The sequence below is a fragment of the Bradyrhizobium ganzhouense genome, from assembly GCF_049949285.1.
Taxonomy (GTDB): Bacteria; Pseudomonadota; Alphaproteobacteria; order Rhizobiales; family Xanthobacteraceae; genus Bradyrhizobium; species Bradyrhizobium ganzhouense.
This window is the reverse complement of record NZ_CP181318.1, coordinates 6,199,334-6,212,421: the sequence shown is the minus strand read 5'-3', so window position 1 is coordinate 6,212,421 and position 13,088 is coordinate 6,199,334. Positions and strand designations below refer to the sequence as shown.

General features: G+C 65.4%; 9 protein-coding genes. 5 read left to right on the top strand and 4 right to left on the bottom strand.

Going from position 1 to position 13,088, the window contains the following annotated elements:
- Positions 1-26: 26 nt before the first annotated feature.
- The gene (locus tag ACLFLU_RS28735; RefSeq protein ID WP_426408116.1) at positions 27-5,870 is read right to left on the bottom strand and encodes a negative regulator of septation ring formation; all 5,844 of its coding nucleotides are present in this window, start codon (positions 5,868-5,870) and stop codon (positions 27-29) included.
- A 393-nt stretch (positions 5,871-6,263) separates the two neighbouring features.
- On the opposite strand from ACLFLU_RS28735, the gene ACLFLU_RS28730 reads away from it, so the two are divergent.
- The gene (locus ACLFLU_RS28730; RefSeq protein WP_426408115.1) at positions 6,264-6,638 is read left to right on the top strand and encodes an Hpt domain-containing protein; all 375 of its coding nucleotides are present in this window, start codon (positions 6,264-6,266) and stop codon (positions 6,636-6,638) included.
- A gap of 110 nt (positions 6,639-6,748) precedes the next feature.
- Positions 6,749-7,069, top strand: a complete 321-nt coding sequence (locus tag ACLFLU_RS28725) for a 2Fe-2S iron-sulfur cluster-binding protein (protein ID WP_148775221.1) — start codon at positions 6,749-6,751, stop codon at positions 7,067-7,069.
- Between the two features lie 64 nt (positions 7,070-7,133).
- Here the strand turns inward: ACLFLU_RS28725 and ACLFLU_RS28720 are convergent, their stop codons facing one another.
- A complete protein-coding gene (locus ACLFLU_RS28720; protein WP_426408114.1) occupies positions 7,134-7,601 on the bottom strand; it encodes an acyl-CoA thioesterase in 468 nt (155 codons plus the stop codon).
- A gap of 182 nt (positions 7,602-7,783) precedes the next feature.
- On the opposite strand from ACLFLU_RS28720, the gene ACLFLU_RS28715 reads away from it, so the two are divergent.
- Both ACLFLU_RS28715 and ACLFLU_RS28710 read left to right on the top strand, forming a co-directional pair.
- Positions 7,784-8,812 carry an NAD(P)/FAD-dependent oxidoreductase gene (locus ACLFLU_RS28715; protein WP_426408113.1) on the top strand — a complete coding sequence of 343 codons (1,029 nt, stop codon included), beginning with the start codon at positions 7,784-7,786 and terminating at the stop codon, positions 8,810-8,812.
- A gap of 108 nt (positions 8,813-8,920) precedes the next feature.
- Complete coding sequence (locus tag ACLFLU_RS28710; protein ID WP_426408112.1) at positions 8,921-9,511, top strand: DUF2147 domain-containing protein; 591 nt, start codon at positions 8,921-8,923, stop codon at positions 9,509-9,511.
- A gap of 31 nt (positions 9,512-9,542) precedes the next feature.
- On the opposite strand, the gene ACLFLU_RS28705 is transcribed toward ACLFLU_RS28710, so the two are convergent.
- On the bottom strand, positions 9,543-10,688 hold the full coding sequence (locus ACLFLU_RS28705; protein WP_426408111.1) for a hypothetical protein: 1,146 nt from the start codon (positions 10,686-10,688) through the stop codon (positions 9,543-9,545).
- 348 nt (positions 10,689-11,036) lie between these two features.
- On the opposite strand from ACLFLU_RS28705, the gene ACLFLU_RS28700 reads away from it, so the two are divergent.
- Positions 11,037-11,393: a hypothetical protein gene (locus tag ACLFLU_RS28700; RefSeq protein WP_426408110.1), complete on the top strand. Its 357-nt coding sequence runs from the start codon at positions 11,037-11,039 to the stop codon at positions 11,391-11,393.
- 125 nt (positions 11,394-11,518) lie between these two features.
- On the opposite strand, the gene garD is transcribed toward ACLFLU_RS28700, so the two are convergent.
- Entirely contained in the window at positions 11,519-13,060 is a 1,542-nt protein-coding gene (gene garD / locus ACLFLU_RS28695; RefSeq protein WP_426408109.1) for a galactarate dehydratase, read from the bottom strand.
- Between the last annotated feature and the right edge of the window lie 28 nt (positions 13,061-13,088).

Below are 13,088 nucleotides of genomic sequence, written 5' to 3'. Positions count from 1 at the left end.
GTCATTCGTTGTGGCGAACTGGCCGCTTATCCCAGCCGACCCGCCGCGTGCGCGAGCAGGGTGTAGACCAGGCCCGTCTCCGAGGTCAGGTGGCTGCGCAGCTCCTGCGGGCCACGGCCGTCGCGGGCGACTTCGTCGAGCAGGCGTTCGAACTCGCTGATGTAGCGGTCGACCGTCGCCTTGAAGTTGCGGTCGGCGCGGTACTTGCGGGCGACTTCGTCAAAAGCCTTCTGGCCGGCGGGCGTGTACAGGCGCTTGGTGAAGGCCTTGTTCTCGCCGCGCTGGTAGCGGTCCCACATCTCGGAGGCGAGGTTGCGGTCCATCAGCCGGCCGATGTCGAGCGACAGCGATTCCAGCGGATTGCCGCCATTCTGCGGAGCCTGCGGCTGCGGAGCGGGTGCAGCCTGGCGGCCACGCGGGGCCTCACGTCCATTCGGAGCCGCCTGGTTGGCGTCCGTGCGGTTCAACAGATCCGACAGCCAGCCGTCGCGGCCCTGGTCGTTGCCGCCGGGGGCAACCGGCGGTGCCTCGGTGCGACGCGAGGCGGGCACGCCGAGGTCCGGCGGCGGCAGGGTCGAGGCGCTGGCGCTTTCGCGGATGCGCGTCTCGCTGCTGCGGCCGCCCGCAGTTGCCATCATCGGCTCTTCCTGGCGCTGGACGGCGACAGAAGCGCGGCCCGTCGTGGTGACGTCGAGGCCACGGCCGTGCTGGGCCACGATGCGGTTGAGCTCGGCGAGCGCCTCGATCTGGTCGACGATCACCTTGCGCATCTGCGCGGTGCTTTCGGCGGCCTCCTGCGGCATCTCGAGCACGCCGCGGCGCAGCTCGTTGCGGGTGGCTTCGAGCTCGTTGTGCATCTCGAACGCCATCTGCTTCATGCTGGAGACGAGGTTGCCGAACTTCTCGGCCGATTGCTTGAACATCGCATCCGCCTCTTCGGTGGTCTGGCGGTAGATGTCGTGCATGGTCTCGACGGTCTGGCGATGCTCCTCCTCGGACGCCGACCGCACCGCCTCGAACTGGCGGGTGATCGCGGCGGAACCTGCGCCGGCGGTCTCCGCGACCACGCGGGCGATGTCGCGGGCACGCTCTTCGGCCGCAGCGAGCGACTCATCGAGCAGCCCGGTGAAGCGCGACAGGCGCTGGTCCAGATCGGTCGTGCGCAGGTCGATGGTGGTGACCAGCGATTCCAGTGCCGATTTCCGTTCGGCAAGCGAGGCGGTGGTGTTCTTGTTGCTCTGCTCGACGACCTGCGCGGCATCGACGAGCGCCTTGCCATGCGCGTCGAACTGGGTCGACAGCTCGCCGAGATCCTGGAGCGCCCGCGTGGTCTTCGTGTTGAAGACGTTGAGCTGGTCTTCCAGGTTCTGCGTCGCAGCGCCGTTGCGCGAGGTGACGTCGTTCATCGCCGAGACGAAGTCGGCGACGCGCGTCACCAGCGCCCGCTCGAGCGAGTTGAGGTTGTCGTGCGCACCGGTCAGCACCTCCTGGAGGAGGATGTTGCCTTCGCGCAGACGCTCGAACAGGGCGACCGTGTCGGTGCGCAGGATCTTGCTGGTCTCCTGCATCTCGGTGACGGCCGCGATCGAGACCTGGCGCGACTGGTCGATCGCGGCACGCGAGGCCTGCTCGAGGTCCTTGAGCGACCTGCCGACCGCGCTGGTCGCGATCTCGCTTGCCGCGTTGATGGTGCGGGCGACTTCGTTGCCGTTGCCCATCATGGTCTGTGAGAACGCCGTGCCGCGCGTCTCGATCGACTTCAGCGCGTCGGAGGTGACGCGGTCGATGTCGAGCGTGAGCTGGCTGGTCTTCGAGCCGATCGCATCCACGAGCGAGCCGCGCTTGGCGTCGATCATGTTCGAGAGGCGGTCGGCCTGCTGCTGCACATAGGTGACGATCTCGTCGGTCTTGCCGGTCATGGCCTGGCCGAAGCTGCTCGAGGCGGAGAGCACCGAGCGCTCGACGTCGGCAGAGCTCGACTTGACCCGCGAGCTCGCCTCGTTGGAGGCGTTGATCAGCGCATTCTGGGCGTTGAGCGCGCTGGTCTGGATGTCGTTGGTCGCGTTCGCGGTCGCCGTGCTCAGCGCGCGCTCGATCTCGGTCGAGATCGTGCGGATCTGGCTCGCGGCATCCGCCGAGGTCGAGGTCAGCGAGGTCTGCGCCTCGCGAGCGCTGTTGAGGATGGTCGAGGCGGTGTCGGCGCCGACCGCGGTCAGCGTGCGCTCGATGTCGGTCGTCAGCGACTTGATCTGGCTCGCCGCATCCGTCGATGCAGTGATCAGCGTGCCCTGGGCCTCGCGCACGCCGCTGGTGAGCGCCTCGATGGTGGCGCCGCCGGCGGTCGCCAACGCGCGCTGCATCTCGGCTGCGAGCGAACGGACCTGGCCGGTTTGTTCTGCGGAGACAGCAAGAAGGGTGCTCTGGGCGTCGCGGGCGCTGGCGGTGATCGTCTCGGCGGTGGACTGGCCCACCTGCGAGAGCGAGCGATGCACTTCGGCGGCGAGTGACTTGACCTGGCTCGCTGCATCCGAGGACGCATTGACCAGCGTGCTCTGGGCCTCGCGAGCGCCGGTCAGAATGCTCTCTGCCGTCGAAGTGCCGGCCATGGAGAGCGACCGCTGCACGTCGGCCGTAAGAGCTTTAACTTGGTTGGCCGCATCCGCAGATCCGGCAACGAGCGTGTTCTGGGCCTCGCGCGCACCGGTCATGATGGTCTCGGCCGTCGAGGTGCCCGCCATCGAGAGCGAGCGCTGCACGTCGGAGGACAGCGCCTTGATCTGGTTGGCAGTCTCGGTCGAGGCCGCGATCAGCGTGCCCTGAGCATCGCGTGCACCGGCAGTGATCGATTCCGCCGTGCTGGTGCCGGCGAGCGACAGCGAGCGCTGCACGTCGGCGGTGAGCGTCTTGACGTGGTTGGCAGCATCCGACGAGGCGGTGACGAGCGTGGTCTGCACCTCGCGGGCGCCGGCCAGGATCGAGGCCGCGGTGGCCGAGCCTGCTGCGGACAGCGTGCGTTCGACGTCGGCGGCGAGCCCCTTGATCTGGTTGGAGGCATCGCCCGAGGCCGCGACCAGGGACGACTGCGCCTCGCGGGCGCTGGTCAGGATCGAGTTCGCAGCACCGGTGCCGACTGCGGTCAGCGCACGCTCGACCTCGGCGGAGGTCATCTTGAGCTGGGCGTTGACGTCGGAGGAGACCGTCATCAGCGACTGCTGCGCTGTGCGCGCACCGGTCTGGATCGTCTCGCTGGTGTTGACGACGAGGTTGGTGAGCGAGCGCTCCGCGTCCTCGACATGCGAGCGGATCGCGGTCGAGATCATCTCGGCGCGGGACATCATGTCCTCGCTTGCCTGGCGGCCGCTGCTCTCGATGCGGCCGGCGACGGCCTCGACGCGCGAGCCGAGCAGGTCTTCGAACTGCGCCACGCGCACGTCGATGTCGCTCGCAACCGAACCGACCTTGGTCTCGATCGCCTGGTGGATGTCCTGGAAGCGCGCCGTGACCGTGTCGGTCAGGTGCGTGCTGCGGCCGTCGATGAGGTCGGCGACGCCGGTGATGCGGCGGTCGACCGCTTCGATCGCCTGCGCCGTGCCGTCCGTGAGCGTCGAGGTCAGCAAAGTGAGGCGGGTGTCGATCGACTGCACGGCCTGCTGGGCGCCGTTGGTCAAAGCGCTCGTCAGATAGCTGAGGCGGCTGTCGACGGACTCCAGCGCCTGCGATGCGCCGCTGTTGAACGTCGTCGTGAGGTGCGTCAGCCGCGTATCGATCGCCTGGATCGTCTGCGAGGCGCCGTCGGTCAATGTCGATGTGAGGTGGGTGAGGCGGGAGTCGATGGACTCGAGTGCCTGCGATGCGCCACCGGTGAGTGTCGTCGTGAGGTGCGTCAACCGCGTGTCGACCGACTGGATCGCCTGGGCGGCCCCATCGGTCAGCGACATCGCGAGCGTGTTGAGACGCCCGTCGATGGTTTCGGTGACGGACTTGGCGCGGGTGTCGAACGACTCTTCGAGCGCGGCGACGCGGCCAACGAGCTGCTCGTCGAAGGTCTTGATGTGGCCTTCGATGGTGCCGTCGAGGCTGGCGATCTTGCCGTTCAGCGAGGCGTCGAGATTGGTGACGCGTTCGCCGATCGTGGTCTCGAACTGCACCAGGCGCTGGTCGAGCACGGCCGTGATTGCGCCGCCATTGGAGGTGAAGCGGGTGTCGAAATTGTCGACATAGGTCTTCAGCGATTCATGGATGTCGTAAGTGCGCTGGCCCATGCGCTCGACGATCTCGCCGCCGAACGTCTTCACGGTGCGGTCGAACTCGGAGATGTGGCGTGTGATCAGCGCACCCAGCGTGCCGGAATCGCGGGCGAACTTCTCGACCAGCTCGGAACCCTGGTTCTTCACCAGCTCGTCGAACGCGCTCATCTGCAGCGACAGCGAGTCGTGCGCGGTCTCGGTCTGGCTGACGACCTTGGCGACGAGGGTGTTGACCGTGGCGTCGAGCGCTTCGCTCGCCTTGTCGCCGGAGGTCATGATCTGGCCGGCGAGGCGGTTGCCGGCGTCGTCGATCTTGGCGGAGAGGTCGCTGGAGCGCAGCTCGAGCTCGAGCAGTAGCGAGTCCGACGAGTTCTTCAGGCTGTCATGCACCTGCTCGGTGCGCTCGGAGATGCCGTCGACGATCGCGGCGGAACGCTGCTCGAACTCGCCGGTGATGCGGTCGATGCGCTCGTTCAGCATCTCGTGGACGCGGTCGGCGAGGTCGACGAACTCGTCGTGGACGTGGCCGGTCTTGAAGTTGAGGCTGGTGGTCAGCCGCTCGCTGGCGTCGAGCACCGCGCGGGTGGTCTCGGCGCTGGCCTCCTCGAGGCGGTCGAGCAGGTCGCCGCCGCGCTCGCCGAGCGCCAGGATCATGTTGTCGCCGGCGTGGCTCAGCGCGCCGGTGATGTGGGCGCCGCGCTCTTCCAGCGCGCCGGTGATGGACTTCGCAACCTCGTCGACGCGCGAGGCGATCGCATCCGAGATCAGCGCGATGTCGTGGCGGAGGTCGATCTGCACGCCGGAAATGGCGCTGCGGACCTGCTCGGCCTGGCCGACCAGATTGTCGCGCTGATGCGCGATGTCCTGGAGCAGGGCGCGGATGCGGACTTCGTTGTCGGAATAGGCGCGCTCGAGCGCGGCGACCTCGTTGGCGACCAGCGTCTCGAGTTCGCCGGCGCGCGCAATCGCGCGCTCGATGCCGTCGCCCATCGCCGCGACCTCGCGGCGGATGGCCTGGCCGACGGTGACCATGGAATCGGACGCCGAGCCTTCCGGCTCGGAGAAGCGGATCGCGACCTGCGCCATCGCCTGTGCGACCTGGCTCATCTGCTGGCCGCGCCAGACCAGGCTCGCGAGGAAGTAGAACAGCATGATCGGCGCGAAGAACATCGTGGCGAGGCCGGCGATCGCCAGCACGCCGCCGCTCTCGCCCATGGCGGCCCGGATCGAGGGCAGGAAGCCGACCGTCAGCGCGGCGCAGGCCGCAAGCCAGACCACAGTGAAGATGGTTGCGCCGGTGTAGATGTTGCGGGCAGGGCGGCCCGTCTGCAGCGACTGGAGCAGCTGGCCGATGGTCTCGCGGTCGTCATTGGCGGCGCGGCGCGACGTGCGCGGTTCCTCGATCGGATCGAACACGGCGCGCTCGTTGGCGGCAGGGCGCGGCTCGAACGCCGGCTCGTCGAACTGGGGCGGCGCCGGCGGTGCCACCGAAGGCGCCGTTTCGTTGCGCATCGATGCGTTGCGGCTGGTGTCGGCAGCCGTGTCGCTGATGTTGAGGGCTTCCTGGATCGCAGAAAGCGCATCTTCTGTGGGATCTTTGACCTTTTTGGGAGTGTTGGCCATGTTCAGTCGAGCCCTCGTTACTTGTACGCGTCCCCCCGCGAGCCCTGCGCGCTACGCAAGCCCACAGTCCGGATCATGCCGCTTGCGCGGATCTCCGAGCCGTCCCCACCCGGACGGCTTTGTCCGCCAATTTCTGCAACATCCTATTGGCAGAGCGTCGCGAATGAAATGGCTGCGATTAAGACAATCTTAATCATCGTTAACAGGAACGCGCCGTAACGCCTTAGCCCTACATGAATTTCTCCACCGAACCCGGCCAATTGCGGCAACTTTTCGGCAATAAACGGGCGGATTTGCGTAAAGCGGCCCAAACACTTCGTTAACCATTTCCATGCTTCGGTGGGGGCGAACCGCCGGACCGGCGGACCGTCGTGCGATGCCGGGGCCTGCGCCATGATGCCTGAACTGCAACGGATGGACTGGATGCCCTCGCCCCCGCTTGCGCCCATCGACAGCCCCCTCGACCTCGACCACCTCTCTCGGATGACGCTCGGCGATTCCGAGCTGGAGCAGGAAGTGCTTGCGATGTTCGCCGAGCAGGCGGTTCGGCTGATCGCGGCGATGACGGCGCTGCCGGCCGAGACCGGTGCGCTCGCGCACAAGCTTAAGGGCTCGGCGCGCGGGATTGGCGCCTTTGCGGTCGCGGATGCCGCCGCCAGCCTGGAAACCGCGATCCGGATCGGCCACAACCAGCCCAGCGCCTTCGCCGCGCTGAAAGAGGCGGTCGCCGAGGTTCGCGCGGCGATTGCGGCGATCCTCAAGCACTAGGCCGGCGTCCCCAAATGCGGCTGGACTGCGCACTAGCGCTGCCCTGATCGACCCGTTATAGGACAGCCCGGACCCTCCTTTTTCCCCAGATCGCGGCAGCACGAGCACTCATGGCCAAAATTCACTTTGTCGACCACAAGGGCGAAACCCGTACGGTGGATGTCGAGAACGGCGCGACCGTGATGGAAGCCGCCATCCGCAACAGCATTCCCGGCATCGAAGCCGAGTGCGGCGGCGCATGTGCTTGCGCAACCTGCCATGTCTATGTCGACGAAGCCTGGCGCGAGAAGGTCGGCAGCCCGACGCCCATGGAAGAGGACATGCTCGACTTCGGCTTCGACGTGCGCCCGAACTCGCGCCTGTCCTGCCAGATCAAGGTCGCCGACGAGCTCGACGGGCTCGTGGTGTCGACGCCGGAACGTCAGGCCTGATCCGCCTCTTTAAGAGCGCATGATCTTTCCGGAAAACCGCTACACACTTTTCCGGATCATGCACTTAAGTGCTCGGCGGCGCGACGTCGATGCCGCGCTTGTGCCAGGGTTTGAATTTCTCGATCACCTCCGCGGTCAGCGGCGCCGGCCGGCGCGTCGCCTCGTCGAGCAAGACGCCGACGGACGTCGCTGACGCGATGCACTTCCCATTCGAAAACACCACCTGCTCGAAGGTCACGGACGTGCGTCCGAGCTTCACCACGCCGAGGCCGAGCTCGATCGTGTTCGGCCAGTGCAGCTCGGCGCGGAAATGGATGTCGAGCCGCACCATGATCCAGGCGAGCCCAGGCGGTGTCAGCCCGTATTCCGGGCTCTTCATCAGCGTGACGCGGCCGGTCTCGAAATAGGTGGCGTAGACCGCGTTGTTGACGTGCTGGTTCGGGTCGAGATCGCCGAAGCGGACGTTGTCGCCGAGGCGAAAAGGGTAGTCCTCCAGGCGCGGCGTCGTATCGAGGCGGCTTGGTGCGTTCACCGATTGATCTCCGTCATATCCAACCTCGTTACAGCCCAGTTATTTTGACCCGGCAAGTGGGCGCGGCTGCGGGGCGCTCCCGCTTTTATGCCTTCCCTGATCCATTCCTGTTGGCTAGACAGGCAGGGTCACCTCGGCCCAAAGGGCGCCGTCCAACCGATAACGACCGATAAAGAGACGACATGAGCGACGTGATCAAAACCGATGTGCTGATTATTGGCGCTGGCCCTTGCGGTCTGTTCGCCGCTTTCGAGCTTGGCCTTCTCGACATGAAGGCGCATTTCGTCGACATCCTCGACAAGGTCGGCGGCCAGTGCGCCGAGCTCTATCCGGAAAAGCCGATCTACGACATTCCCGGCATTCCGCATGTGTCGGGGCAGGGCCTCACCGACGCGCTGATGGAGCAGATCAAGCCGTTCCATCCGACCTTTCATCTCGGCGAGATGATCGAGACCGTGGAGAAGATCGGCGATCCCGCGTTCCGCTGCACCACCGATGCCGGCAAGGTGTTCGAATGCAAGGTGGTGGTGATCGCGGCCGGCGGCGGTTCGTTCCAGCCGAAGCGTCCGCCGGTACCGGGGATCGAAGCCTATGAAGGCACCTCGGTGCACTACGCCGTGCGCAAGATGGAAACGTTCCGCGACAAGAACGTGCTGATCGTCGGCGGCGGCGATTCCGCGCTCGACTGGACGCTCAACCTGCATCCGTTGGCCAAGCGCATCACGCTTCTGCACCGGCGCGACGATTTTCGTGCCGCGCCCCACAGCGTCGAGCAGATGCGCGCGCTGGTGGCCGACGGCAAGATGGATCTGCGGCTCGGTCAGGTCACCGCGCTCTCGGGTGCCGATGGCCAACTGACCGGTGCCACCGTCAAGGGCAACGACAACAATGTCAGCGATATTGCCTGCGACACCATGCTGCCGTTCTTCGGCCTGACCATGAAGCTCGGTCCGGTCGCGAACTGGGGCATTGCGCTGGAGAACAATCTGGTGCCGGTTGAGACCTCAGCGTTCGAGACCAACGTCTCCGGCATCTTCGCCATCGGTGACATCAACACCTATCCCGGCAAGATCAAGCTGATCCTGTGCGGCTTCCACGAGGGTGCACTGATGTCGCAAAAAGCCCACCGCTACGTCTATCCGGAGAAGCGCCTCGTGTTCCAGTACACGACCTCATCCTCCAGTCTGCAAAAGAAACTCGGTGTCAACTGACCGGGACGGGAGCGGGGAGACGACGCCCCATGTTTCTGGTGCTGGAATCGTTCGCGAAATCGCCGTAGTCTGCGGCCAAAGCAGTGGCGGCTTAGCAAGGTGATCGTAATGCGGAAACTCTTTTCCAGCTTTCGGCTGCTCGCGTTCCTCGCGCTCGGTGCGGTGAGCCCGGCTGCGGCGCAAGCGCAGCAGCCAACCGCTGCGGGCCTCTGGCAGAAGGTCGAAGACGGCAGGACGGTGGGCTGGTTCCTCTTCATCGACCACAACGGCATCTTCGAGGGCGTCATCGCCAAGACATTTCCGCGCCCCGGCGACGACCCGAACGAGGCCTGCACAAAGTGCACGGATGATCGCAAGAACCAGCCGGTGCTCGGGCTCTCCTTCATCCGCGACATGAAGCGTGACGGGTTGAAGTATGAGGGCGGCAACGTGGTCAATCCGCGCGACGGCAACATCTGGAAGGCCAAGATGACGGTGAGCCCGGACGGTCAGGTTCTGACCATGCGCGGCTTCCTCGGCATTTCCCTGTTCGGCAAGGACGAGACCTGGCAGCGTTTGCCGGATGCAACTATCGCCGAAGTCGATCCCGCCATCGTCGCCAAATATCTCCCCGCACAGGCCGCCGCGACCAAGCCGGCGCCCGTGCCCGCGACCAAAAAGGGTGGCGCGATGATGATGGCGCCCGCGGCGAAGAAGTAGGGCTGCTTTCACGCCGCCCGCGCAACGGACGTCAATACGTCCGCGCCTTCTTGCAAGGCGCATAGAACGTGCCGTTGCCGGCAACGACCCGCTCGAGGCATTGCCGGGGATCGGTGATCTCGCCGTCGACCTGAAAATAATAGGCCTGCGGTCCCAGGCTTAGGACGTAATGTCCCGGCGGAAGCTCGAGCTCTGCATCGCTGGCGTGAAGCTCGTACATTTCGGCTTTCCCCGGAATCGGCGAGATCCGGAACGGATAGGAGAAGTTGCGGATCACGCCGACGTCGTCTCCGCCACTCGTCGTCTTGCCTGCAGCGTCGGTCGAAAACTCTTTGACCTTCGCGACAACGCGGACCTCGACGCGCTCGGGGACCACATTTGCGATGTCCCGGCGGAACACGATGAACTTGACGTGGCCGTTCGGCAGATGCGGCCGATCGGGCTGCTTGAACTCCGGTGAAATCGCAATGCGCATGTCCGGCGCCATCACGCCGGTCGCGTTCAACTCAGCCAGCGACTTGTCGTCGATCGAGGCGTAGATGCCGTAGTCGCTCGGAAGTACGCGTGCTGGTGGAGGCGGAGCAGAGGGCACCATTTCCGGCTTGGCGACCGTGACCGTCGTCTCCGGCTTGGGCGCGACCTGCGCGATCTCCGGCGTCTGTGACGACATCAGCCGGCGCAGCGCGGCGATCTTGTCTCGCTGCGAGACGATCACGCTGACTGCGCCAACGACAACAAGGATGGCCACAGTACGCTTGATCACCGGTAGAAGCGGGCCCGAGACCGTCGGCTGCTTGCTGCGGGACGTCCCAATCGCCGAAGGCAAAACGGTCGCATCGCCGGACACCAGAAGACTGCCTGTTTCGGTTACCTTGGCTGATGTGAGTTGTTGCGGCGGCAAGCGCTCCAGTGGTGCCTGTTCGCGCGAAAATTTCTCGACCTCATCGATCGCGACCTCGAGGGCCTCTTTCATCTTGTCGATGTTTTTCGCGTCCGCGTAGGTGAACTGCTCCTGGAGCTTGTAGCGGGCGAGATCGTAGACCATCTGCCGCCGGGCTTCGGCGTCGTCTTTCACCGTCTCGAGCATGCGCGAAATCACCAGCGCAAACTGCACCTGGTTTGCGGGCAAATCGGTCGGGTCCTGTTGACCGGGAAGCAGGTCCCTCGAGTCACTCATAGCGCTGACGGTCCGAAGCCTGTCACGCCAATACCCAATTCTTCCATTCGAAACAGTCGGTTAAGCGGATGGCGGTCGCGTCCGCGCCAGCTTCGTACACGTCCTGACACGACAAGGAAAGCCTCCGAAGCGAAGCGCGGCGGAGCGTCGGCACATCATGCAGGATGTCCAGGCTGATCGAGCGAGGCTGTGGCGCCAGTAGTTCCCCGGAATGCGCGCTGGCGCTGGATTTGCATAGCTGTCGGCAAATCTGCCGGAGGAGTGAGTCGCCGCTGCCGCGCCTGTTCAAGGGCGTGAGCGGCGTCGCCTGTTCCTCGCGGCGCTAACTTCGATCCGTGAGATGAGGCTATGAGACTTGCAAGACTGTGTGCCGCAACGTTGGCGGGGCTGATGCTGCTGCTGGCGACATCGGCGATGGCGCGTGACGACGGACGCTATGCCAACTCGCCGCTCAAGCCCTGGTTCGAGAGTCTGCGCAGCGAGTACGGACAGTGCTGCTCGGATGCCGACGGCTATGTCGTCGCCGATGTCGATTGGGAGTCCGATAAGGGACACTACCGCGTGCATCTCGACGACGAATGGATCGTCGTGCCCGACGGCGCCGTGATCACCGAGCCGAACAAAATCGGCCGCACCATGGTGTGGAAGCACTATATCGACGGCCACCCGCGCGTGCGGTGTTTCATGCCGGGCAGCATGACGTGAGATTGCCGACAGCGCCCGCACCGTATGCGGGCGCCGCAAGTGACGCGAGCCGCGTGCGCGACCAAGCGACGACGAAACGCTTCGCCTCTCGTGTTTCAGGCCGGTTTCGAAAGCTGATGCTACGCTCAGGTCACCGGCGCCGGATTGAACAGCGTGAGGTCATTGTGAATGCCCCAGCGATCCGACCACGGCTTGGTGCGGCCAGAGGCGACGTCGAGGATCAGGCGGAACAGGTCCCAGCCGGTCTCCTCGATGGTCTTCTCGCCGGTGGCAATGCCGCCCGCGTCGAAATCGATCAGATCCTTCCAGCGCCGCGCCAGCTCGGTGCGGGTCGCGACCTTGATCACGGGCGCGGCTGCGAGGCCGTAAGGCGTACCGCGGCCGGTGGTGAACACCTGCAGCGTCATGCCGGAGGCGAGCTGGAGCGTGCCGCAGATGAAGTCGGACGCCGGCGTTGCCGCGAACAGCATGCCCTTCTGCGTCGCCTTCTGGCCGGGCGAGAGTACGCCGGTGATGGCGCTCGAGCCGGACTTGACGATCGAGCCGAGAGATTTTTCGACGATGTTGGCGAGGCCGCCCTTCTTGTTGCCGGGCGTGGTGTTGGCGCTGCGATCGGCACCGCCACGGGCGAGGTAGGAATCGTACCAGGCCATCTCACGCACCAGCGCGCGGCCGACGTCCTCGTTGATGGCGCGGCGGGTGAGGAGCTGGATAGCGTCGCGCACCTCGGTGACTTCCGAGAACATCACGGTGGCGCCGGCGCGCACCAGAAGGTCGGCGGCGAAGCCGAGGGCGGGGTTGGCCGTGACGCCGGAGAAGGCATCGCTGCCGCCGCATTGCAGGCCGATCACGAGGTCGGAAGCCGGGCAGGTCTCGCGCGTGCGCTTGTTCAGGATTTTCAGGCGGGCCTCCGCCTGGGTCATGATCGCGTCGACGATCGCGCCAAAGCCGTCGAAGGCTTCGTCCTGCATCCGCACGATGGCATCACTGATGCCCTCGGGCACCAGCCGCTCGGGCGCGAGTTTCTCGCAGCCGAGACTGATGACGAGGATCTCGCCGCCGAAATTCGGATTGAGCGCGAGGTTCTGCAGCGTGCGGATCGGCACCACGGCGTCGGGCGCATTGATCGCGACGCCGCAGCCGTAGGCATGGGTCAGCGGCACTACGTCGTCGACATTCGGATATTTCGGCAAGAGCTCGCTGCGGATGCGCTTCACCGCATATTCCATCGTGCCCTTGACGCATTGCACGGAGGAGGAGATGCCGAGGATGTTCTTGGTGCCGACGGAACCGTCGGGATTGCGAAAGCCTTCGAAGGTAAAACCTTCGAGCGGCGGCAGCGGCGCGGGCACGGCGGTGGATATTTCCAGCTTGTCGAGAGCAGGGGCGTCCGGCATGCGGATGCGCGCCTCATCGACCCACTCGCCAGCCAGGATCGGCGAGAGCGCGTAACCGATCACCTCGCCATAGCGGATGATCGGTTCGTTCTGCGCGATGTCGATCAGTGCCGTCTTGTGCCCTTGCGGCACGAAGGCGCGCAGCGTCAGTCCACAGGCAAAGCGGGAGCCGGCGGGAAGCCCGAAATCATTGACCACGATCGCGACGTTGTCGCGCGCGTTGAGCTTGATGTAGCGGGGCTGTTCTTTCGCTGCGACGTCCTGGTCCATGGAAGGACTCCGGGGATTGTAGGGTGGG

Excerpts from the sequence above, each read along its gene's own strand:
- ACLFLU_RS28705 (WP_426408111.1), bottom strand. The coding sequence starts at position 10,688 with ATGAGTGACTCGAGGGACCTGCTTCCCGGTCAACAGGACCCGACCGAT.
- ACLFLU_RS28735 (WP_426408116.1), bottom strand. The coding sequence starts at position 5,870 with ATGGCCAACACTCCCAAAAAGGTCAAAGATCCCACAGAAGATGCGCTT.
- ACLFLU_RS28710 (WP_426408112.1), top strand. The coding sequence starts at position 8,921 with ATGCGGAAACTCTTTTCCAGCTTTCGGCTGCTCGCGTTCCTCGCGCTC.
- ACLFLU_RS28730 (WP_426408115.1), top strand. The coding sequence starts at position 6,264 with ATGATGCCTGAACTGCAACGGATGGACTGGATGCCCTCGCCCCCGCTT.
- ACLFLU_RS28700 (WP_426408110.1), top strand. The coding sequence starts at position 11,037 with ATGAGACTTGCAAGACTGTGTGCCGCAACGTTGGCGGGGCTGATGCTG.
- ACLFLU_RS28715 (WP_426408113.1), top strand. The coding sequence starts at position 7,784 with ATGAGCGACGTGATCAAAACCGATGTGCTGATTATTGGCGCTGGCCCT.
- ACLFLU_RS28725 (WP_148775221.1), top strand. The coding sequence starts at position 6,749 with ATGGCCAAAATTCACTTTGTCGACCACAAGGGCGAAACCCGTACGGTG.
- garD (WP_426408109.1), bottom strand. The coding sequence starts at position 13,060 with ATGGACCAGGACGTCGCAGCGAAAGAACAGCCCCGCTACATCAAGCTC.